Genomic DNA, 21,907 nt, shown 5'->3' on the forward strand with positions numbered 1-21,907 from the left:
CCTCGGGGGCCACGCGGGACGGTAAGACCCGTCACAGTGCCCGGTGCCACTTCGTGTGGCGCCGGGCATCCGTGCGTAGATCTCTGCGTACAACTGTGCGGATATACGCCCGTTTGGGGTGTGTGATTCCGCGACGAGGTGTACAGGTATGACAAAGGTGTGACCCTCCGGGTACCGCCCGATGACCGCCCTCGCGAGCGGAACATTAGACTCGACAGACCAGCAAGCAACTGCAAGGAGGCACGGGTGCTGCTGACCCGCATCAAGGGACCGCGCGATCTGGACCGGCTCAGCCAGGAGGAGCTCGAACAGCTCGCCGCCGAGATCAGGTCCTTCCTCGTCGACGCCGTCTCCAAGACCGGCGGGCACCTCGGCCCCAACCTCGGCGTGGTCGAACTGACGATCGCCCTGCACCGGGTCTTCGAATCGCCCAAGGACAAGGTCCTCTTCGACACCGGCCACCAGGCCTACGTCCACAAGCTGCTCACCGGCCGCCAGGACTTCGGCAACCTGCGCTCCAAGGGCGGCCTGTCCGGCTACCCCTCGCGCGCCGAGTCCGAGCACGACGTGATCGAGAACTCCCACGCCTCCACGGTGCTGGGCTGGGCCGACGGCCTCGCCAAGGCCAACGAGGTGCTCGGCCGCGAGGACCACCACGTCGCCGCCGTCATCGGCGACGGCGCGCTGACCGGCGGCATGGCCTGGGAGGCGCTGAACAACATCGCCGCCGCCAAGGACCGCCCGCTGGTCATCGTCGTCAACGACAACGAGCGCTCGTACGGCCCCACCATCGGCGGCCTCGCGAACCACCTCGCCACCCTGCGCACCACCGACGGCTACGAGCGCTTCCTCGCCCGCGGCAAGGACCTCCTGGAGCGCACCCCGGTCGTCGGGAAGCCGCTGTACGAGACCCTGCACGGCGCCAAGAAGGGCCTCAAGGACTTCATCGCCCCGCAGGGCATGTTCGAGGACCTGGGCCTGAAGTACATCGGCCCCATCGACGGCCACGACATCGAGGCCCTGGAGTCCGCCCTGACGCGCGCCAAGCGCTTCAGCGGCCCGGTCATCGTGCACTGCCTCACCCAGAAGGGCCGCGGCTACACCCCGGCCCTGGAACACGAGGCGGACCGCTTCCACGCGGTCGGCGTGATCCACCCGGACACCGGCCTGCCGGTGAAGACCGCCGCCGCCAGCTGGACCTCCGTCTTCGCCGACGAGATGGTCAAGCTCGGCCACGACCGGCCCGACATCGTCGGCATCACCGCCGCCATGCTCCACCCGGTCGGCCTGAACAAGTTCGCCGAGGCCTTCCCGGACCGGATCTACGACGTCGGCATCGCCGAGCAGCACGGCGCCACCTCGGCCGCCGGCCTCGCCACCGGCGGCGTCCACCCGGTCTTCGCGGTCTACGCGACCTTCCTGAACCGCGCCTTCGACCAGGTCCTGATGGACGTCGCCCTGCACAAGTGCGGGGTCACCTTCGTCCTGGACCGGGCCGGCGTCACCGGTGACGACGGCGCCTCCCACAACGGCATGTGGGACATGTCCATCCTCCAGGTCGTCCCCGGCCTGCGCCTGGCCGCGCCCCGCGACGCCGAGCAGCTGCGCGCCCAGCTCCGCGAGGCCGTCGAGGTCAAGGACGCCCCGACCGTCGTGCGCTACTCCAAGGGCGTCGTCGGCCCGGCCGTCCCGGCCGTCGGCCGGATCGGCGGCATGGACGTGCTGCGCACCCCGGCCCCCGAGGTCACCCGTCCGGACGTACTGCTCGTCTCGGTCGGCGCACTCGCCCCGATGTGCCTGGAGATCGCCGACCTGCTCGACAAGCAGGGCATCTCGACGACCGTGGTCGACCCCCGCTGGGTGAAGCCGGTGGACGAGGCCATGGCCCCGCTCGCCGACCGCCACCGGGTCGTCGTCACCGTCGAGGACAACGGCCGCACCGGCGGTGTCGGCGCCGCCGTCGCCCAGGCCCTGCGGGACGCGGGCGTCGACGTACCGCTGCGCGATTTCGGCATCCCGCAGCGCTTCCTCGACCACGCGCTGCGCAAGGAGATCATGGCCGAGATCGGCCTGACCGCTCCGGACATCGCCCGCCAGGTCACCGGTCTGGTGGCGAAGCTGGACGGGCGCTACGACAGCGAGCCGGCGGCCACGGTCGACTAGTCGACCGGAACGCGCGGTTGCACGTCACGGGCCGGGAGATCACCCTGGAAAGGGTGGGCCTCCCGGCCCGTTCGTGTGCGTCGTCACCTGTCGGAGGTGCGTCGGTGAGCAAGGACCTGAACAGCGTCTTCCGCACCAAGACGGTCGAGCAGTCCATCCGCGACACGGAGGAGCCGGAACACGCGCTCCGCAAGTCGCTCTCCGCCTGGGACCTGACGGTTTTCGGTGTCGGTGTCATCATCGGCACCGGCATCTTCGTCCTCACGGGCATCGCGGCCCGGAACAACGCCGGACCCGCCACCTCCCTGGCCTTCGTCGCGGCGGGCATCGTCTGCGCCCTCGCGGCGCTCTGCTACGCCGAATTCGCGTCCACCGTGCCGGTGGCCGGATCGGCGTACACCTTCTCGTACGCCTCGATCGGTGAGCTGCCCGCCTGGATCATCGGCTGGGACCTGGTGCTCGAGTTCGCGCTCGGCACCGCCGTCGTGGCGGTCGGCTGGTCCGGGTACGTGCGCCACCTGATGCACACCAACCTGGGCTGGGACCTGCCCACCACGCTGGCCGGACCGGACGCGGGAGGAAGCTTCGACCTGCTGGCCTTCCTGCTGATCCTGGCGCTGACCGCGATCCTGGTCGTCGGGACGAAGCTCTCGGCGCGGATCACCGCGGTCGTGGTCGCCATCAAGGTCTTCGTGGTCCTGCTGGTCATCGTCGCGGGCCTGTTCTTCATCAAGGCCGACAACTACTCGCCGTTCATCCCCCCGGCCCAGCCGCAGGAGGCGGGTAGCGGCCTGCATACGCCACTGGTCCAGCTGATGTTCGGCTACGCGCCCACCAACTTCGGCGTCATGGGCATCTTCACTGCGGCCTCCCTCATCTTCTTCGCCTTCATCGGCTTCGACGTCGTGGCCACCGCCGCCGAGGAGACCAAGAACCCCCAGCGGGACATGCCGCGCGGCATCCTCGGCTCGCTGCTGATCTGCACCGTGCTCTACGTCGCCGTGACGCTGGTGGTCACCGGTATGCAGAAGTACTCGGAGATGTCACCGACGGCGCCACTGGCCGAAGCCTTCAAGTCGGTGAACCAGCCCTTCTTCTCCGGTGCCATCAGTCTCGGGGCGGCGGTCGGTCTGATCACCGTGTGCATGATCCTGCTGCTCGGCCAGACCCGCGTGTTCTTCGCGATGAGCCGTGACGGACTGCTGCCGCGCGTCTTCTCCGTCACCCACCCGAAGTACCGCACCCCCTACCGGGCGACCCTGCTGCTCGGCGGGATCATCGCCATCGTCGCGGGCTTCACCAGCCTGGAGAAGCTCGCGGAACTGGTGAACATCGGCACGCTGTTCGCCTTCGTGCTCGTCGCCCTCGGCGTGGTCATCCTGCGCAAGACCCGCCCCGACCTGCACCGCGCCTTCCGCACCCCCTGGGTGCCGGTGATCCCGATCCTCTCGATCGCGGCCTCGCTCTGGCTGATGCTCAACCTGCCGGCCGAGACCTGGATCCGCTTCGGCGTCTGGATGGCGATCGGCATCGTCGTCTACTTCCTCTACGGGCGCAGCCACAGCCGGCTCGGCCAGGGCGAGGGAGTGCGCGAGAACCGCTAGCTACGGGGCGGCCGGCGAGGGCGAGGCCTTCGGTTCCTTGGGAGCCTTGCCCGAGCCGCCCTTGGCGGGGGAGTCCTTCGCCGAGGCGGGGATCTTCTGATCGGTACGCAGGGCCTCCCACAACTGGGAGGCCTGCGGCTGTGCGACGACGACCCGGTTCGGGTCCACCTTGTCGTAGGCCACCGGCAGCATGATGGTCTCCATCGTGGCCGGGTCCACGCCCTTCATGCTCCGCGCGAAGTCGGACAGCGCGGTGAGGGAGGCCAGATCGGAGTCGGTGGTCAGGGACTTGGTCCCGGCGTCGGCGAGCTTGTACAGCCGGGCCGGGTTGCCGAGGGCGTCCTGCTTCTTGATCTCGGACAGCATCGCGAGCATGAACTGCTGCTGCAGGCCTATGCGTCCGAGGTCGCTGCCGTCGCCGTATCCGTAGCGGGTCCGTACGAACTTCAGCGAGTCCGTGCCGTTCAGCCGGTGCGTGCCCGCGTCCAGCTTCAGGCCGCCCTTCGCGCCGCTCATCGGCTGGTCGAGGGTGACGGTGACCCCGCCGAGCGCGTCCACCAGGCCCTTGAACCCGGCGAAGTCCACCTCGACGAAGTGGTCCACGCGGATCCCGGACATCGCCTCGACCGTCTTGACCACGCAGGCCGGACCGGCGAGGGAGTACACGGAGTTGAACATGACCCGGTCGGCGGCGGGCACGGCCTTGCCGTCGCCGTCCTTGCACTCGGGCCGGGCGATCAGGGTGTCGCGCGGGATGCTCACCGCGGTGGCCCGGGCCCGGCCCTCGGGTATGTGCACCAGCATCGCGGTGTCGGAGCGGGCGCCGCTGACGTCGCCGTGGTCGAGCTCGCCGTTGGCCCCGGCGCGCGAGTCGGAGCCGAGCACCAGGACGTTCTGCGCGTTCTCGACCACCTTCGGCGGCCGGTTGTCGGTGCCGATCGCCTGGTCCAGGTCGACGCTGGCGATGTTCCCGTTGAGGTGGCTGTAGACCCACCAGCCGGATCCGGCCGCGCCGAGGACCAGTACGGCCGCCGTCCAGGCCAGAGCGCGCCGGATCCGGCTCCCGCGCGAACGGGGCGTGCGCGCGGGGGGCGTCCTGCCCTCGGCCGGGCTCGTCGCGGCGGTGGTGTCTGAAGTCATGCCCGGGGACCGGCCTTCCGGAGGGGAAGCGGGGAATCTCGCGGGCTACAACATAAACGCCGGATCAGGCCAGAAGGCCCCCGGGGTATCCTGATTCTGTTCGAACGGTGAAGCGGAAGGGTTGCTTGCGGTCCATGGCGACGCGATCCAGGCGCAATGCGACTCCATCCACCCGCCGCCCCGCCGGACGTGACGCGGCCCCCGCACGCGACTGGACCATGGTGGCGCTGGGTCCCGTACGCGGCCGCTGGCTCCTCGCCGGCAAGGACGGACGGCTCACCGCCTACGCGCGCACCGAGGGCGGACTGCTGCGCTGGACCGAGCGCGCCCCCGGCGGTCCCGAATGGAACGGCCCCGACCTCTTCCCCGCCGAGGAACTGACCGACCTCGCGGTGGGCCAGGGCCCCGACGGGTACGCGCACTTCGTGGGCCGGCGCCGCCGGCGGTCCGGGGACACCGAGACGGTCACCTACCACCACGCGGTGCAGTACCAGAGCGGCCGCCCCATGGGCCCCTGGGACTCCCTCGGCACCCTGTACCGCAAGCCCGACATGTCCCACCGCGGCGGCCCGCCGGCCCTCGCGGTCGACGCCCAGGGCGCACTCCACGTGTTCGTGCGCAACGCCGGGCGCGGAGTCCACGTACGCCGCCAGGACAAGAAGGGCAACTGGGGCGCGTGGGACGACCTGCGCGGCAGCAAGACCTTCGAGGGGGCCTGCGCCGCCTCGACCGCCGAGGGACGCGTCTGGTTCGCCGCCCCGGGGGAGAAGGGCCTCTCGCTGTGGGCGCAGAGCGTGCCCGGCGGCCCCCTGAAGAAGGGCGAGGACATCCCGTACCTCGCCCAGGACGGCTCGCCGTGCGTCCTGGAGACCGCCCCGGGCCGGGTCACCCACTTCTGGCACGCCGCCGACGGCAGCGGGGTGTTCGCCTACCGCGAGGGCGCCGGGGTGCTGGCGCTGGGCGGCGGACCGGCCTACGGGACGGTCGCCGCCGCCCGCGCGGTGGTCGACGGCTACGACTGCACGGTGCTGGCCTTCCGTACCGTCGGCGGGCGGACCGCGCTGGCCGCGTACCCCACCGAGCACGAGGCCGCCGGGCTGTGGTGGACCGAGATCGGCGAGGAGTGCCTGGAGTCCCCGGCCCTGGCCGTCGACGCGCACGGACTGGTCGTCATCGCCTCGATCAGTGCCCGCGGCGAACTGCTGGTCAACCGGCAGAAGGACGGCTCAAGCCTCTCGCTGGGCCGCTGGCAGCGGTTCTGACCCCTCGTACGCGTACGCCCGCCCGCGGGGCTGGGGCGGGATCCGGGCCAGGTTGTGCCGGTCCACCGCCAGGGCCGAGATCCGCCGCAGGAAGTCCACCGAGCGCTCGGCCGTGTCCGGGGTGATCCAGGCGTCGTCCATGTCGCACAGCTCCACCCGTACCGCCGTACCGCGCAGCACGATCGGCAGGGTGTAGGCGATGGTGGACGCGAAGGTGAGCAGGGACAGCCCGATGGGCTCGGTCAGCGCGGTCAGCTCCAGCGGCAGTTCGGGGTGGACGATCTCCATGCCCGTGGCCCCGGCGATCCGTTCCAGCTTGCCCGCGCTCTCGCGGCGGTGCGCCAGGTAGCGGCCGGCCGTGCGGGAGCGCGCGATCCAGCCGACCGCCTCGATGTAGCGGTCCTCGTCGATGACCCCGGTCTCCACCAGGGAGCTGCCCGCCAGATCGGCCCCGGCGCGGACCCGGACCGGGCCGAAGGTCTCCCGGCTCCAGGCGTACTCGTTGGGCCGCACCTCGGTGCCGGGGGGCGCGCTCACGGGCATGCAGGTGAAGAAGACGGCCCGGTCCAGGTCGTCACGGGCCAGCCAGCGGTTGACGGGGCCGCCCTTGGCGGAGGGCTTCAGATCGCCCTGGTGCCAGCGGGTCAGCTGCTGTCCGTACGTCAGCAGGCTGACCAGCTCGGTGGTGGCGGTGCCGTCGTCCACGACGACCACCTCGCGGGCCCGGGAGCGGGGCAGCAGCAGCTGGATGGTGCGGGAGAACAGGTCTCCGATGACCAGCCGGTCGGCGGCCGCGACCGCCCGGCCCAGGCGCATCAGCTCGCCCGCCCGCCCCAGGTACCCCGCGCGCACCTCGTAGCGCCGCCACACGACCTTGGCCTGCGAGGCGAACCGGCACAGCCGGCGGACCTGCGCGCGTGAGCGCGGGTCCACCGGCTGGAGGACGGCGATGGTGAGGGACGCTGCCTCGCCCGGGTGGACGTGGGCCCACTCCAGGACATTCAGTAGTTGAGCCGGGCTCTCCACCAGGGCGAGGGTTTCGCTCATGCCGAGGCCGTCACGCCCTCGGCGGCGAGGGTGCCCTGGACCCGGCGGAGCTTCTTCATCGGCGCGAGCTCGGAGTCGTAGACCCGCTTGACGCCGTCGCCGAGGGCGGTCTCGATGGTGCGGATGTCGCGCACGAGGCGGGCGAGGCCGCCGGGTTCGACGGAGGCGGCCTGGTCGGAGCCCCACGTGGCGCGGTCCAGGGTGATGTGCCGCTCGACGGCGCAGGCGCCCATGGCGACGGCGGCCACCGTGGTCTGCAGGCCGGTCTCGTGGCCGGAGTAGCCGACGGGCACGTTCGGGTAGGCGGCCTCCAGGCTGTTGATGACCCGCAGGTTCAGCTCCTCGGCCTTCGCCGGGTAGGTGGACGTGGCGTGCAGCAGGACGATGTTCTCGCTGCCCAGCACCTCCACCGCGTGCCGGATCTGCTGCGGGGTGGACATGCCGGTGGACAGGATGACCGTCTTGCCCGTGGCGCGCAGGGCGAGCAGCAGCTCGTCGTCGGTCAGGGAGGCGGAGGCCACCTTGTGGGCCGGGACGTCGAACTTCTCCAGGAAGGCGACGGCCTCGGTGTCCCACGGGGACGCGAACCAGGCGATGCCGCGCTTCGCGCAGTGCTCGTCGATGGCCCGGTACTCGTCCTCGCCGAACTCCACGCGGTGGCGGTAGTCGATGTAGGTCATCCGGCCCCAGGGGGTGTCGCGCTCGATGTCCCACTGGTCGCGCGGCGTGCATATCTCGGGCGTGCGCTTCTGGAACTTCACCGCGTCACAGCCCGCGTCCGCGGCCGCGTCGATGAGCGCCAGGGCGTTGGCGAGCTCACCGTTGTGGTTGATTCCGATCTCGCCGATCACATAGGCGGGACGGCCCGCGCCGACCTCCTTGTCGCCGATCCGGCGGATACGGCTGCTGTGCACCACTGTTCAGAGTTCCTTTCCGATGTACTGCGAGGGGTGTGGCGACGAAGTCGCCGGGTTCTGCTGTGCCGGTACCCGCGGCAGGAGCGGGGGCGCGTCCAGCAGGGGGGCCAGGGCCCGGGCCCGGGCGAGGTCGCCGGGCTCGTCGATCTCGATGGCCCGCTCCGGGGCGGTCGGGACGAGCTGGGTCCGGCCGAAGAAGCGGTGGCCGTGGCGGCGGAAGCCGTCGGCGCGCATCGCGTAGACGGCGCCCGACTCCAGGTACTCGGGCGTACGGTCCTGGCGGCGCTGGCGGACGGCGCTGTCGTGGTTGACGCCCCGCGCGCGGTGCCCGGGGCCGGTGCCGGGCTCGGCGGTCCACAGGAAGCCGTGGGAGGGCACGGCGGTGAAGGCGGAGTCGGCCCCGTCGCGGACCACGGCCAGGACGGTCCCGTCGACCTCCTCGGCGGTGACGAAGGGGCTGGTGCACTGGACGAAGACCAGCACGTCCACCGGCTCCCCGTGGCGCTCCTCCAGCCGGTCCAGCGCGTGCAGCAGCGCCGATTCGCTGGAGGCCTGGTCGGAGCCCAGCTCGGCGGGCCGCTCGACGACCTCGGCGCCGGCCTCGCGGGCCGCCCGGGCGATGGCCTCGTCGTCGGTGGACACCGCGACCCGGGTCACGTGGGCCGCGCCGAGGCAGGCCCGTACCGCGCGGGCGACGAGGGGAACCCCGCCGACCTCGGCGACGTTCTTCCCGGGGATGCCCTTGGAGCCGCCCCGGGCGGGTATGACGGCGGTGACGTTCACAGGGCTCCCATGAGGCTGAGTCGTGGCTGAGTCGTGGCTGAGTCGGTGTACGGGGCGGTCACACGCCGCCCCACTGCTGGATCTTCGGGGCCACGCGCTGGACACCGAACTGGTAGGCGACCTTCAGGACGCGGCGGGAGGTGCGCCGCATCGGGCCGCTGGAGCGGGCACTCGCGCCCGCGCCGGGGGAGCCGTCCGGATTCAGGCCCCGGCGGCGCAGCAGCGCACCGACGTATTCGGGCGCGCTCTCGGCCGTGTAGTACGGGGAGACCGGCGGCAGCGGGCGCCCCAGCAATTGCCGGATCCGGGTGCGGAGTTCCCCGAAAGGGTCCTCGGACCGGATTCCCTGGTCGGCGGTCCAGGATTCGTGCGCGAGCGGGGCGGCGCCCTCGTCTATCGCGGACCAGTCGGTGACGCAGCCGGAACCGACGAAATAGTGGTTGCCGTGGATTTCCCGTACGCCGAGATCACTCAGGATCGCCGTCGGCATTCCCCGGTGCATCGATTCGAGGGCGGCCGTGGAACTGACGGTCACCAACAGGTCGGTGCGGTCCAGGGTTTCCGACATGTTTCCGTACACGAAATGCAGGTTGGCCGGCAGCGGTTCTTCCAGTTGGTCCGCGAGGACCTGGTAGTGGTGCGCTTCGATGTGGGTGGTGGCCTCGCCCGGCTTGCTGCGGAGTTTGATGAGAACGTCGCGTCCCGGGCGCAGTCGTGCGTGGGATATCGCGCGGCGCAGCAGGTAAAGGCGGCCATTGCGGTCGGCGGGTACCGAGGGCTGGACGGCGAAGCACACCGTATACGGATGCCGGGCGTGGGTCCGGTTCAGGTCGTAGGGCCTTTGGTCGAGGAAAGGCAGCGCCGTCTGGACGACGCAGGACCCCGGAATTCCGAGGGGTTCGTAGATGTCGGTGAACCGGCGCCGGTCGAAAGGACTGTTGGCGAGGACGATATCGGCACCCGCGCGCAGCAGCAGGCCGTCGGCCATCTTCTCGTAGACGACGCCGACGTATCCGGTCATGAGCACCGGCCGCCGGGCCGCCGCGCGGAAGCGGTGGGCCAGTGCGTGCAGGGCGGCGTGGGTGGAGCCGCCGACCGTCCCCAGGATGACGACGTCCGCTTCGTCCAGTTCGGGCGCCGCCGCGAACTCGGGGAGCGTGGCCTCGGTGATGGAGGCGGGGGTGATGCCGACCTCGGCCAGCTGGCGCGCCGTGGGAGTGCTCCTGCCGCGCAGCATGTGGGCGTGCACCTCGCTGTCCGGCGCCAGGCCCACCGCCAGCCCCGCGCCCCATTTCCAGCGGGTGTCGGAGTCTGCGAGCACGTGGATGCGCACTGGTGATTCCCGGGTCGAGGGTGAGGTCCAACTGCCGTCGCCAGGGCCGCGGGCGAGTGCGGGCCTGGACGGGATTGCCGCGCGGCCCGTTAGACCTTACATGCTCACCTGAGCCTTACGTGTCACGAATAGGCCTCGACGGGCAAGGGAGTTGTACGTCACACCATGGCGATCGTACAGGGCCTCCGGGGGGTTCTGTCATGATGGCCGACGTGTTACTTGATCGTAGGATCGGGGGGCGCGGCGGACGGGCCGTCCGGGCCGTGTCCGGGGGAAGTGTGAAGGAATGTGAGCGGGGTGAGTACTTTCGATGGTGACCCTTTCGGTAATCGTTGCCATGTGTGACGTGCGGGACTACTGTCGGACGGCACTCAAGTCCTTGGCGCTGAATGTCAGGGAGGATTTCGAGTTCATCATCGTGGACGACGGATCCATTGACGGGACGTCAGAGATCCTCGATGAGATGGTGTCGGGCATTCCCGGTGCCGTACTGATCCGCAATCAGCGGAACCTGGGCATATCGGCCACCCGGAACATAGGCCTCTCGGCGGCCCGCGGGCGTTTCTTCACCTTCCTCGACGGGGACGACTGGTACGCCCCCGGATATCTCGCGCAACTCGTCGGCTGGATGAGCCAGTCGGGCGTCGACTTCCTGCGCACCGGACACGTCCGCGTGTACGGGAGGAAGCGCAAGATCGTCATGGCGCCGCTCGCCCCCCGGGCCCTCCCGCTGAATCCCGCGGACTACATCGGCCCGGTGGACGCCTCGACCTTCATGGACTACCCGCAGTCCTGGGCCGGCATCTACGACCGCGAGCGCCTCCTGGAGGCCGGAGCGCTGTTCTTCGACGAGACCCTGCGCACCGCCGAGGACCGGCCCTGGTTCTACAAGCTGCACCTGCGCACCCGCTCCTTCGGAGTCGTCGACCTCCACGGCATCTTCTACCGCCGTGATGTGTCCACTTCACTGACCAAGGTCCCGGACGAGCGCCAGCTCGACTTCCTTCCGGCCTTCCGGCTGATTTTCGAGGAGCTTGCGCAGCACCCACGCGGATATGAACTGTCGTTCAAGGCGATGCGAACTCTCTGCGCGCTCATCGTGATTCACATGGACCGCGCCGAGTCTTACGAGGAACTCACCCGGGGTCTGCTGCTGGAACGGAGCGCGCAGATCCTCCAGGACCTCCCCCAGGACATCCTGGAAGGGACGTTGGCAGGAATGGACTCCGCACGCGTGAACAAGCTCAGAGCGCTGATGTCCCGGCACCAGGGCGCCGCCGCCCGATGACCCGGATATTCGCCGCCTCCACCCTCTACGGCGCCATGACGGTGGCAGCGGCCATCGAAGCGGGCCAGCTCGGCCAGGACGACCGCGAGCGCATCCTGCTCGTGTGCAACAACGTCGACATCCCCGAAGTCGCGACCCCGCTGCACCACATGCCCGGCGCCGCCGCGGTCCTCGCGCGCTTCCACCGGGTCGTCTACTGGAACGACCTCATCTACCCCTTCCACCCGGCGCTGTGGGCCCCGCGGGACGAGGACGCCCCGCTGTGGCGCACGGTGATGGCGGAGAAGATCGGCATCCGGCCGGGCCCCCTGGAACTCGTCGTCGAGTCCATCCAGGTCAAACCCGCCCAGACCCTCTGCAAGATCTTCTCGGACGCCACCCTCGCCGTCTACGCCGACGGCGTCATGAGCTACGGCCCCACCCGCAACGACCTGCCCCGCTCCCTCCACGGCCGGATCACCCAGGTCCTCTACCTCGACCTGGTCCCCACCCTGCTGCCGATGCTCCTCACCGAGTACGGGATCCCCTCGCAGCCCGTGCACACCGGAGCCGTCCTCAAGCTGATGGCCGAGGTCACCCGCGCGTGCGCGCCGATCCTCGACCGGGTGATCCCGGCCCCGCTGGCGCGCCTCGGCCCGCAGACCGCCGTCCTGCTCGGCCAGTACCTCTCCCCGCTCGGCATCCTCACCGAGGAGGAAGAGGAGGAGCTGCACCTGCGCATGTTCCGCAGCGCCCTCTCCCTCGGCCACACCTCCGTCGTCTTCAAACCGCACCCGAGCGCCCCCTCCAGCCTCGCCGACGCCCTCGGGCACGCCGCCCGCGAGGCGGGCGTGCCCTTCCTCGTCCTGGACGTGCCCGTCCTGGCCGAGACGGTCTTCGCGTACCTGCGCCCCCGCCAGGTCATCGGCTGCTTCTCCACCGGCCTGTTCACCGCCCGCGCCCTCTACGGGATCCCCGTCGCCCAGATCGGCGCGCTGGAGGTGATCCGGCGGATGCGGCCCTACGCCAACAGCAACCGCATCCCCGCCACCCTCACCCACGCCCTGCTCCCCGACCTGGAGGCACCGGCCGCGGCCGCCGGGCCGCCGGCCGACCGGGTGCTGGACGTCGAGTACATCCGCGCCGAGGTCACCCCGTACGTCCAGGCCGTCGCCTACTGCATGCAGTCCAAGCGGTACGCCTTCCTGCGCCCGGTCGCCGAGGCGTACGTCGCCGCCGCCGTCGACCAGTGGGAGGGCCGCCCCGAGCTGTCCATGCACTTCAACGAGCGCACCCGGACCCGGCTGGACCTGCCCGGACCGCGCACGTGGAAGTGGCGCCGGGGCAAGGGCTGGACCTTCCGCGCAACCGGCGAGCGCACCGAGCCGGACGACGTGCCCTTCACCGACATCACGCTCGGCGGGTTCGCCTCCCTGGTCGAGGCCAAGGACGACCGGGGCGTGCTGGAGGTGGGCGCGCGGCTCCTCGCCGAACACGAGAACCTCGACCTGCTCATCGGCATGGCCCAGGCCCACATCCGCCGCAAGGAGACGGACCAGGCCAAGCGGCGGCTCAAGCGCGCCGTCGAGATCTCCGCGGACAGCGGACGCGCGCTGGTCTGGCTGCGGATCGCCGAGACCGCCGCGAAGCTCGGCAAGCCCGGCGACGAGCTGCGCCGCCAGGCGGGGCAGCGGGCGCTGAGCATCAACCCCGAGTCGCCGGCCGCCCAGCGCCTGGTCAAGAGCGGCCGCCTCGGCCGCAAGTAGCCGGCCGCCCGGGCAAGCGAACGGCCCGTCCGCACACGGTGCGGACGGGCCGTCGGGGTAACTCCGTGGGTTACGCCGGGACGCTGGCGACACCCGGGGCGAGGAAGCGCTTGCCGTTCACCCGCTCCGAGACGCCCTCACGGTCCAGGTACGGCGTGATGCCGCCCAGGTGGAAGGGCCAGCCGGCACCGGTGATGAGGCAGAGGTCGATGTCCTGGGCCTCGGCCACGACACCCTCCTCCAGCATCAGGCCGATCTCCTGCGCCACCGCGTCCAGGACGCGGTCGCGGACCTGCTCCTCGGTCAGGACGGAGTCGCCCTGGACGAGGAGGGCGGCGACCTCGGGGTCCAGCTCCGGCTTGAAGCCGTTCTCGGCGGAGTAGACGTAGAAGCCGCGCTTGCCGGCCTTGACCACGGCGGCCAGGTTCGGCGAGACGGTGAAGCGCTCCGGGAAGGCGCGGTTCAGGGTCTCGGAGACGTGCAGACCGATCGCCGGGCCGACGAGCTCCAGCAGCACCAGCGGGGACATCGGCAGGCCGAGCGGCTCGATGGCCTTCTCGGCGGTGACCACCGGGGTGCCCTCGTCGATGACGTTCTGGATCTCGCCCATGAAGCGGGTCAGGATGCGGTTCACGACGAACGCCGGGGCGTCCTTGGTGAGGACCGCGGTCTTCTTCAGCTTCTTGGCGACACCGAAGGCCGTGGCCAGCGAGGCGTCGTCGGTCTGCTCACCGCGGACGATCTCCAGCAGCGGGAGGATCGCGACCGGGTTGAAGAAGTGGAAGCCGACCACGCGCTCCGGGTGCTGGAGCTTCGAGGCCATCTCCGACACCGACAGCGAGGAGGTGTTGGTGGCGAGGATCGCGTGCGCCGGGGCGACCGCCTCGACCTCCGCGAACACCTTCTGCTTGACGGACATCTCCTCGAACACGGCCTCGATGATGAAGTCCGCGTCCGCGAAGCCCTCGGCCTTGTCCAGGACACCGGTCACCAGGGCGGTCAGGCGGTTGGCCTTGTCCTGGTTGATGCGGCCCTTGCCGAGCAGCTTCTGGATCTCGGCGTGGACGTAGCCCACACCCTTGTCCACGCGCTCCTGGTCGATGTCGGTGAGGACCACCGGCACCTCGAGGCGGCGCAGGAACAGCAGCGCCAGCTGCGAGGCCATCAGGCCCGCGCCGACGACGCCGACCTTGGTGACCGGACGGGCCAGGGACTTGTCCGGGGCACCGGCCGGGCGCTTGCCGCGCTTCTGCACCAGGTTGAAGGCGTAGATGCCCGAGCGCAGCTCGCCGCCCATGATGAGGTCGGCCAGCGCCTTGTCCTCGGCGTCGAAGCCGGCCTGGAGGTCGCCGTCCTTGGCCGCGGCGATGATGTCCAGCGCGCGGTACGCGGCCGGGGCGGCGCCGTGCACCTTGGAGTCCGCGATGAAGCGGCCCTTGGCGACGGCCGCGTCCCAGGCCTCGCCGCGCTCGATCTCGGCGCGTACGACCTCGGTGGTGCCGTTCAGGACGTTCGCGGTCCACAGGAGCGACTGCTCCAGGAAGTCCGCGCCCTCGAACAGCGCGTCGGCGATGCCGAGCTCGAAGACCTGCTTGCCCTTGAGCTGGCGGTTCTGGTTCAGCGAGTTCTCGATGATGACCGAGACCGCGCGCTCCGCACCGATCAGGTTCGGGAGCAGGGCGCAGCCGCCCCAGCCCGGGACCAGACCGAGGAAGACCTCGGGCAGCGAGAAGGCCGGGATGGCCTTGGAGACGGTGCGGTAGGTGCAGTGCAGACCGACCTCGACACCGCCGCCCATCGCCGCGCCGTTGTAGTACGCGAAGGTCGGGACCGCGAGGGCCGCCAGCCGCTTGAAGACGTCGTGGCCGCCCTTGCCGATGGCGAGCGCCTCGTCGTGGTTCTTCAGCAGCTCGACGCCCTTGAGGTCGGCGCCGACCGCGAAGATGAACGGCTTGCCGGTGATGCCCGCGCCGACGATGGAGCCGGCGATGGCCTCCTGCTCGACCTGGTCGATCGCCGCGTTCAGGTTGGCGAGGGACTGCGGGCCGAAGGTGGTCGGCTTGGTGTGGTCCAGGCCGTTGTCCAGCGTGACGAGCGCGAAGCGCCCGGCGCCGAACGGCAGGTCCAGGTGGCGGACGTGCGCCTGCGTGACGACCTCGTCCGGGAACAGCTCGGCCGCGCCCTTCAGGAGCTCAGCGGTGGTGCTCACTTGGAGTCTCCCTCGGCGTTGAAGTTCGGGTTCTCCCAGATGACCGTGGCGCCCATGCCGAAGCCGACGCACATGGTGGTCAGGCCGTAGCGGACGTGCGGCTGCTCCTCGAACTGGCGGGCCAGCTGCGTCATCAGACGGACGCCGGAGGAGGCGAGCGGGTGGCCGAAGGCGATGGCGCCGCCGTACTGGTTGACGCGGGCGTCGTCGTCGGCGATGCCGTAGTGCTCCAGGAACGCGAGGACCTGGACCGCGAAGGCCTCGTTGATCTCGAACAGGCCTATGTCCTCGATGGACAGACCGGCCTGGGCGAGGGCCTTCTCGGTGGCCGGGATCGGGCCGTAGCCCATGACCTCCGGCTCGACACCGGCGAAGGAGTACGCGACGAGGCGCATCTTGACCGGGAGGTTGTTCTCCCGGGCGAAGTCCTCGGACGCGATGATCGCGGCGGTGGCACCGTCGTTGAGACCGGCGGCGTTGCCCGCGGTGACCCGGCCGTGCGTACGGAACGGGGTCTTCAGGCCGGCCAGGTTCTCCAGCGTGGTGCCCGGGCGCATCGGCTCGTCGGAGGTGACCAGGCCCCAGCCCGTCTCGCCCGCGGCCTCGTTGGTGTTGCGCACCGAGATCGGGACCAGGTCCTGCTGGATCTTGCCGTCGGCGTACGCCTTGGCGGCCTTCTCCTGCGAGCGCACGGCGTACTCGTCGGCGCGGAGCTTGGTGATCGCCGGGTACCGGTCGTGCAGGTTCTCGGCGGTCATGCCCATGAACAGGGCGGACTCGTCGACCAGCTTCTCGGAGACGAAGCGCGGGTTCGGGTCCACGCCCTCGCCCATGGGGTGGCGGCCCATGTGCTCGACACCGCCGGCGAGGGCGACGTCGTAGGCACCGAAGGCCACACCGCCCGCGACGGCGGTCACGGCGGTCAGCGCGCCGGCGCACATGCGGTCGATGGAGTAGCCCGGGACGGACTGCGGGAGGCCCGCGAGGATGCCGGCGGTACGGCCCAGCGTCAGGCCCTGGTCGCCGATCTGCGTGGTCGCGGCGATGGCGACCTCGTCGATCTTCGCGGGGTCCAGGTCCGGGTTGCGGCGCAGCAGCTCCCGGATCGCCTTCACGACGAGGTCGTCGGCGCGGGTCCCGTTGTAGATGCCCTTCGGGCCCGCCTTGCCGAACGGGGTGCGGACGCCGTCGACGAAGACGACGTCCCTGACGGTACGAGGCACGTTGGCTCTCCTCCAGGTGCGGGTGTGCACTGCTGCGCGGGGGCGTCCATCACTGAGCGCCCGCTCACCCGGCCATGCTACTTGTGAGTAACCCCTCTGGACAGCCCCTCCCCGAGGAGCGGTGAAGGTCACACTCCGGCGGGCGTCCGCACCGGCCCGGCGGCCGGGCCGTCCGCCATCGCCCGGGCCATCGCCGCCGAGGAGCGGAAGGTCTCCCGTACGAAGGAACGCCTGCTCACCCCCAGCGCGCGCAGGGCGGGCCCGTGGTCGGCGGCCACCACGACGGCCGCCCCCAGCAGCAGGACCCGCCAGCCGCCCGTCACGGCCCGGCGGGCGGGGCGGGGGAGCCCCGCCAGGCCCTCGGCCAGGCGCAGGCAGTGGAACGGCACGTGCCGCTCCTCGTCCGCCAGGATCCGGCCCGCGACCTCCGACACCAGCGGATCGGCCGCCCCGTCGCGCACCGCGCGGTAGTACCGCAGGGCCACCACCTCGGCGACCATCAGCACCAGCAGCTCCACCCGCAGCCCGAGCAGCCTGCGCAGCCGTACGAAGGCCGCGTCGCTCCAGTGCCCCGGCAGGGTCCCCGCCCCGCCCGCCGCCAGCAGCAGCGCCAGCAGCCGGGCGTGGTTCTGCTCCTCCGCGACGAACAGCCGGATCGCCCGGGAGTACGCCGCATCGCCCGCGCGGTCCGCCTTGCCGATCAGCGCGGAGCCGTCCCCGTCCTCGCCGACCTGGAACTTCTGGAGGCTGCGGACGATCTCCGCGGGCAGGGGCGCGCCCCGCTCCCAGCCGGGGTCCCCCAGGGCGGCCCGGCGCTCCCGCTCGGCCTCGAAATCGCGGACCCAGTCCTCGTACCCGTCTCCGTGCCCGTTTTTGATCATGTTCAAGAACCTAGCGATGGTTGAGCATGTTCAAAAGGGTTGGTGTGTCATGGACGCGTAACAGAAGACCCCCGGCCGACGGCCGGGGGTCTTCGTGGTGCGGGTGCGGTCAGGCGGTCGCGGCGAGGGCCGTGACCAGGGCCGCGGTGACCTGCTCGATCTGCCAGGGCCGGGCGCCGTGGCCCGCCAGGGCCTCGGCGACCGTGCCGGTCTCCAGCCGCTGCGGGGGCTCCCAGCAGAGCCGGCGCACGGTGTCCGGGGTGATCAGGTTCTCCTGGGGCAGGTTCAGCCCCTCCGCCAGCGCCGAGACGGCGGTGCGGGCGGCCGACAGCCGCGCGGCGGCGGCCGGGTCCTTGTCCGCCCAGGAGCGCGGCGGCGGCGGACCCGCCGGGGTCGCCCCCGGCTGCGGCAGCTCGTTCTCGGGCAGGGCCTTGGCCCGGTCCACGGCGGCCATCCACTGGTCCAGCTGGCGCCGCCCCATCCGCTGCCCGTAGCCGGGCAGGGCCGACAGGGCGTGGACGTTCGCGGGGAGGGCCAGGGCCGCCTCCACGATCGCCGCGTCGCCGAGCACCTTGCCGGGGGACACGTCCCGGCGCTGGGCGATCCGGTCGCGGGACTCCCACAGCTCCCGTACGACGGCCATCTGCCGGCGGCGGCGCACCTTGTGCATGCCGGACGTACGGCGCCACGGGTCCTTGCGCGGCGGGGCGGGCGGGGCGGAGGCGATGGCGTCGAACTCCTGGTGCGCCCATTCGAGCTTGCCCTGCCGGTCGAGCTCCTTCTCCAGCGCGTCCCGCAGGTCCACCAGCAGTTCCACGTCGAGCGCGGCGTAGCGCAGCCACGGCTCGGGCAGCGGGCGGGTGGACCAGTCGACGGCGGAGTGCCCCTTCTCCAGTACGTAGCCCAGCACGCTCTCGACCATCGCCCCGAGGCCGACCCGGGGGAACCCGGCCAGCCGGCCGGCCAGCTCGGTGTCGAAGAGGGAGGTGGGCGCCATGCCTATTTCGCGCAGGCACGGCAGGTCCTGGGTGGCGGCGTGCAGGATCCACTCGGTGCCGGACAGGGCCTCGCCGAGCGAGGACAGGTCCGGGCAGCCGACGGGGTCGATCAGGGCGGATCCAGCGCCTTCGCGGCGCAGCTGCACCAGGTAGGCGCGCTGGCCGTAGCGGTATCCGGAGGCGCGTTCGGCGTCGACGGCCACGGGTCCGGTGCCCGCGGCGAAGGCCGCGACGACCCGGGCCAGCGCTTCCGCGTCGGCCACGACCGGGGGGATTCCCTCACGGGGTTCTAGCAACGGAACAGGCAGCCCATCGGACGAAACCTCGTCGTCCGGGGGGCCGCCCCCGGTGGTGGTGCGCAGGCCTGCTGCGGTCTCTTGGGCGTCGGTCACCGGTCAAGGGTATCCGTGGATGTGACGCGCCCGTCGCCGGAACGTTCCGTCGACGGGCGCGAGGGGGAAGGGCGGACGGTTCCCGGGGTGCCCCGGCACGGTGTCCGGGGCCTGCGGGCAGGGTCAGTGGATGATCCCGGTGCGCAGTGCGACGGCGACCATCCCGGCCCGGTCGCCGGTGCCCAGCTTGCGGGCGATCCGGGCGAGGTGGGACTTGACGGTCAGGGCGGACAGGCCCATCGAGACGCCGATGGCCTTGTTGGACTGGCCCTCCGCGACGAGGCGCAGGACCTCGACCTCGCGGCCGGAGAGCTCTCGGTAGCCGCCCGGGTGGCTCGGGGCACCCGGGGGGCGGCGGTGCATACGGGCGGCGGCGGCGCCGATGGGGGCTGCGCCGGGCCGGGTGGGGAGCCCGATGTTGGTCCGCGTACCGGTGACGACGTAGCCCTTCACGCCGCCCGCGAGGGCGTTGCGCACGGCGCCGATGTCGTCGGCGGCGGACAGGGCCAGGCCGTTCGGCCAGCCGGCGGCGCGGGTCTCGGAGAGCAGGGTGAGACCGGAACCGTCGGGCAGGTGTACGTCGGCCACGCAGATGTCGCGCGGGCTGCCGACGCGGGGGCGGGCCTCCGCGATGGACGACGCCTCGATCACGTCACGTACTCCGAGGGCCCACAGATGGCGGGTCACGGTGGAACGGACGCGCGGGTCGGCCACGACGACCATGGCCGTCGGCTTGTTCGGGCGGTAGGCGACCAGGCTTGCGGGCTGCTCGAGAAGAACGGACACCTAGGCCTCCTGGGGGAGTGGCGGGACGGGCCGGCTCGGGGAAGGAAGCCGGTGCGAACCGTGCGGATGGTCACTGACTCCTTCGGCACGTCACCCGCCCGGCTTTAGGGAATGATCACGATTTGGTGAGTAACAATTCGGGCAATTCGGACGCACGATCGATCAAGGGATGATCAGAAGGCCGCAATCGACGCACTGTTCTGACACGCCGCTACGGCCCGATCGGTCGTTCCCGGTGCCCGCGGGCCGCCGGACGGCCCCCTCGGGGGCCGCTTCCTACGGGTGGTGCGGACCGCGCCGCTGTGGCAGGGACACCACGCCCGTGGCGGTGTCCGTCGGCCCGACCGGGGGCAGCCCCGCGATCTGGCACAGCAGCTCGCACCAGGCGGCGAGGTGCGCCGAGGTGTCCGGCACCCCGCCCACCCCCTCGCGCGGCGTCCACGAGGCTCTGATCTCGATCTGCGTGGCCGGACGCCGCTCCGCGAGCCCGCCGAAGTAGTGCGAGCTCGCCATGGTCACGGTCCCGCTCGCCTCCCCGTACGCGAGCCCGCGCGCGTCCATCGCCCCCGTCAGCCAGGACCAGCACACCTCGGGGAGGAGCGGGTCCGCGGCCATCTCCGGCTCCAGCTCGGCCCGTACCAGCGTCACCAGCCGGAAGGTGCCCTGCCAGGCGTCGTGCCCGGCCGGATCGTGGAGCAGGATGAGCCGGCCGTCGGCCAGGTCGTCCTCCCCGTCCACGACCGCCGCCTCCAGCGCGTACGCGTACGGGGCCAGTCTCTGCGGCGGTTTCGTGGGGTCGATCTCGATCCCGGACCGCAGCCGCGCCTTCTTCAAGCCGTCGACCGCCCGGCGGAACGGGAGCGGGACGGAGCTCTCCTTCGCGCTGTCCGTACCGTCAGCGCCATCTGAAAATCGTCCCTGAGCCGCAGCCATGCCGGGAAGACTAGGCGGAACGAGCGCCCCTGCGGCGCAGGGACACCCGCACCGGGCCGGGCACTTCTTCATACGTGCGAAGATTTGCCGCGTGAGCGCCACTACCCGCCCCACGGGCCAGCCGAGTCAGACGTACGATTCCGCCTTCCTGAAGGCGTGCCGGCGGGAGCCGGTCCCCCACACGCCCGTGTGGTTCATGCGGCAGGCGGGCCGCTCACTCCCCGAGTACCGCAAGGTGCGCGAGGGCACGGCCATGCTGGAGTCCTGCATGCGCCCCGACCTGGTCACCGAGATTACCCTGCAGCCCGTGCGGCGCCACGACGTCGACGCGGCGATCTTCTTCTCCGACATCGTGGTCCCGCTGAAGGCCATCGGCGTCGACCTGGACATCAAGCCGGGCATCGGCCCCGTCGTCGCCAACCCCATCCGCCGCCGCGAGGACCTCGCACAGCTGCGCGACCTCACCCCGGAGGACGTCTCGTACGTCACCGAGGCGATCGGCATGCTCACGGGTGAACTCGGCAGCACGCCGTTGATCGGATTCGCGGGCGCGCCTTTCACCCTCGCGAGCTACCTCGTCGAGGGCGGCCCGTCCAAGAACCACGAGCACACCAAGGCCCTCATGTACGGGGACCCGGAGCTGTGGGCCGACCTCCTGGACCGCCTCGCGGAGATCACCTCCGCCTTCCTCAAGGTCCAGATCGAGGCGGGCGCCTCCGCGGTGCAGCTCTTCGACTCCTGGGTCGGCGCGCTGGCCCCGGCGGACTACCGCCGCTCGGTGATGCCGGCGTCGGCGAAGGTCCTGGAGTCCGTGGCCTCGTACGGAGTGCCGCGCATCCACTTCGGCGTGGGCACGGGCGAGCTGCTCGGCCTGATGGGCGAGGCCGGCGCGGACGTCGTGGGCGTCGACTACCGGGTCGCGCTGGACGAGGCCGTCCGCCGGGTCGGCCCCGGCAAGGCGCTCCAGGGCAACCTGGACCCGGCCGTCCTCTTCTCCACCACCGAGGCCGTCGAGGCCAAGACCGACGAGGTCCTGGCCGCCGCGTCCGCCTTGGAGGGCCACGTCTTCAACCTGGGCCACGGGGTCCTGCCGACCACCGACCCCGACGCCCTGACCCGCCTGGTGGACTACGTCCACACCAAGACCGCCCGCTGAGCACCGCTGCCGGGGGCTCCGCCCCCGGACCCCCGCGCCTCAAACGC

The 21,907-nt window shown here is 71.3% G+C and carries 17 protein-coding genes; 6 read left to right on the forward strand and 11 right to left on the reverse strand.

What is annotated here, in order from left to right:
- Positions 1–246 precede the first annotated feature (246 nt).
- Together dxs and ACFV0Q_RS06475 are read left to right on the forward strand one after the other, a co-directional pair.
- Complete coding sequence (gene dxs / locus ACFV0Q_RS06470) at positions 247–2,163, forward strand: 1-deoxy-D-xylulose-5-phosphate synthase (protein ID WP_385001339.1); 1,917 nt, start codon at positions 247–249, stop codon at positions 2,161–2,163.
- Positions 2,164–2,267: 104 nt separating this feature from the next.
- Positions 2,268–3,767: an amino acid permease gene (locus ACFV0Q_RS06475; protein WP_385001342.1), complete on the forward strand. Its 1,500-nt coding sequence runs from the start codon at positions 2,268–2,270 to the stop codon at positions 3,765–3,767.
- On the opposite strand, the gene ACFV0Q_RS06480 is transcribed toward ACFV0Q_RS06475, so the two are convergent.
- Positions 3,768–4,907 (reverse strand): LCP family protein, encoded by a 1,140-nt coding sequence (locus ACFV0Q_RS06480; RefSeq protein WP_385001345.1) that lies wholly within the window; start codon positions 4,905–4,907, stop codon positions 3,768–3,770.
- Positions 4,908–5,041: 134 nt separating this feature from the next.
- Between ACFV0Q_RS06480 and ACFV0Q_RS06485 the strand changes: the two genes are divergently transcribed.
- A complete protein-coding gene (locus tag ACFV0Q_RS06485; protein ID WP_385001348.1) occupies positions 5,042–6,169 on the forward strand; it encodes a hypothetical protein in 1,128 nt (375 codons plus the stop codon).
- Here the strand turns inward: ACFV0Q_RS06485 and ACFV0Q_RS06490 are convergent.
- From ACFV0Q_RS06490 to ACFV0Q_RS06505, 4 genes are read right to left on the reverse strand one after another with little or no spacing between them, the layout of a single operon-like run.
- Positions 6,134–7,216: a hypothetical protein gene (locus ACFV0Q_RS06490; RefSeq protein ID WP_385001351.1), complete on the reverse strand. Its 1,083-nt coding sequence runs from the start codon at positions 7,214–7,216 to the stop codon at positions 6,134–6,136. The genes ACFV0Q_RS06485 and ACFV0Q_RS06490 overlap by 36 nt on opposite strands.
- Positions 7,213–8,130: an N-acetylneuraminate synthase family protein gene (locus tag ACFV0Q_RS06495; RefSeq protein WP_385001354.1), complete on the reverse strand. Its 918-nt coding sequence runs from the start codon at positions 8,128–8,130 to the stop codon at positions 7,213–7,215. Before ACFV0Q_RS06495 ends, ACFV0Q_RS06490 begins: the two co-directional genes overlap by 4 nt.
- Before the next feature lie 6 nt (positions 8,131–8,136).
- Positions 8,137–8,916, reverse strand: a complete 780-nt coding sequence (locus tag ACFV0Q_RS06500; RefSeq protein WP_385001357.1) for a cytidylyltransferase domain-containing protein — start codon at positions 8,914–8,916, stop codon at positions 8,137–8,139.
- Between the two features lie 58 nt (positions 8,917–8,974).
- The gene (locus ACFV0Q_RS06505) at positions 8,975–10,249 is read right to left on the reverse strand and encodes a DUF6716 putative glycosyltransferase (protein WP_385001360.1); all 1,275 of its coding nucleotides are present in this window, start codon (positions 10,247–10,249) and stop codon (positions 8,975–8,977) included.
- A gap of 310 nt (positions 10,250–10,559) precedes the next feature.
- Between ACFV0Q_RS06505 and ACFV0Q_RS06510 the strand changes: the two genes are divergently transcribed.
- Complete coding sequence (locus ACFV0Q_RS06510) at positions 10,560–11,537, forward strand: glycosyltransferase family 2 protein (protein ID WP_385001363.1); 978 nt, start codon at positions 10,560–10,562, stop codon at positions 11,535–11,537.
- On the forward strand, positions 11,534–13,282 hold the full coding sequence (locus ACFV0Q_RS06515) for a polysialyltransferase family glycosyltransferase (RefSeq protein ID WP_385001366.1): 1,749 nt from the start codon (positions 11,534–11,536) through the stop codon (positions 13,280–13,282). The genes ACFV0Q_RS06510 and ACFV0Q_RS06515 overlap by 4 nt, the downstream gene beginning before the upstream one ends.
- 70 nt (positions 13,283–13,352) lie before the next feature.
- Here the strand turns inward: ACFV0Q_RS06515 and ACFV0Q_RS06520 are convergent, their stop codons facing one another.
- The 6 genes from ACFV0Q_RS06520 to ACFV0Q_RS06545 form a co-directional block, all read right to left on the reverse strand.
- Entirely contained in the window at positions 13,353–15,491 is a 2,139-nt protein-coding gene (locus tag ACFV0Q_RS06520) for a 3-hydroxyacyl-CoA dehydrogenase NAD-binding domain-containing protein (RefSeq protein ID WP_385001369.1), read from the reverse strand.
- The gene (locus ACFV0Q_RS06525; protein WP_385001372.1) at positions 15,488–16,714 is read right to left on the reverse strand and encodes a thiolase family protein; all 1,227 of its coding nucleotides are present in this window, start codon (positions 16,712–16,714) and stop codon (positions 15,488–15,490) included. The genes ACFV0Q_RS06520 and ACFV0Q_RS06525 overlap by 4 nt, the downstream gene beginning before the upstream one ends.
- A 128-nt stretch (positions 16,715–16,842) precedes the next feature.
- Positions 16,843–17,595, reverse strand: coding sequence for a ferritin-like domain-containing protein (locus ACFV0Q_RS06530; RefSeq protein ID WP_385001375.1), 753 nt, complete (start codon positions 17,593–17,595; stop codon positions 16,843–16,845).
- Positions 17,596–17,704: 109 nt separating this feature from the next.
- Entirely contained in the window at positions 17,705–18,985 is a 1,281-nt protein-coding gene (locus ACFV0Q_RS06535) for an HRDC domain-containing protein (protein ID WP_385001378.1), read from the reverse strand.
- Positions 18,986–19,108: 123 nt separating this feature from the next.
- On the reverse strand, positions 19,109–19,771 hold the full coding sequence (locus ACFV0Q_RS06540; protein WP_007267191.1) for a response regulator transcription factor: 663 nt from the start codon (positions 19,769–19,771) through the stop codon (positions 19,109–19,111).
- Between the two features lie 276 nt (positions 19,772–20,047).
- A complete protein-coding gene (locus ACFV0Q_RS06545) occupies positions 20,048–20,704 on the reverse strand; it encodes a DUF3000 domain-containing protein (RefSeq protein WP_385001381.1) in 657 nt (218 codons plus the stop codon).
- 91 nt (positions 20,705–20,795) lie between these two features.
- Here ACFV0Q_RS06545 and hemE point away from each other — a divergent pair, with 91 nt between their 5' ends.
- On the forward strand, positions 20,796–21,860 hold the full coding sequence (gene hemE / locus ACFV0Q_RS06550) for a uroporphyrinogen decarboxylase (protein WP_385001384.1): 1,065 nt from the start codon (positions 20,796–20,798) through the stop codon (positions 21,858–21,860).
- Positions 21,861–21,907 lie beyond the last annotated feature (47 nt).

This window comes from Streptomyces sp. NPDC059564 (genome assembly GCF_042735575.1).
In the GTDB taxonomy this organism is placed as follows: domain Bacteria; phylum Actinomycetota; class Actinomycetes; order Streptomycetales; family Streptomycetaceae; genus Streptomyces.

Excerpts from the sequence above, each read along its gene's own strand:
- ACFV0Q_RS06480 (WP_385001345.1), bottom strand. The coding sequence starts at position 4,907 with ATGACTTCAGACACCACCGCCGCGACGAGCCCGGCCGAGGGCAGGACG.
- ACFV0Q_RS06485 (WP_385001348.1), top strand. The coding sequence starts at position 5,042 with ATGGCGACGCGATCCAGGCGCAATGCGACTCCATCCACCCGCCGCCCC.
- ACFV0Q_RS06490 (WP_385001351.1), bottom strand. The coding sequence starts at position 7,216 with ATGAGCGAAACCCTCGCCCTGGTGGAGAGCCCGGCTCAACTACTGAAT.
- ACFV0Q_RS06510 (WP_385001363.1), top strand. The coding sequence starts at position 10,560 with ATGGTGACCCTTTCGGTAATCGTTGCCATGTGTGACGTGCGGGACTAC.
- ACFV0Q_RS06515 (WP_385001366.1), top strand. The coding sequence starts at position 11,534 with ATGACCCGGATATTCGCCGCCTCCACCCTCTACGGCGCCATGACGGTG.
- ACFV0Q_RS06530 (WP_385001375.1), bottom strand. The coding sequence starts at position 17,595 with ATGATCAAAAACGGGCACGGAGACGGGTACGAGGACTGGGTCCGCGAT.
- ACFV0Q_RS06545 (WP_385001381.1), bottom strand. The coding sequence starts at position 20,704 with ATGGCTGCGGCTCAGGGACGATTTTCAGATGGCGCTGACGGTACGGAC.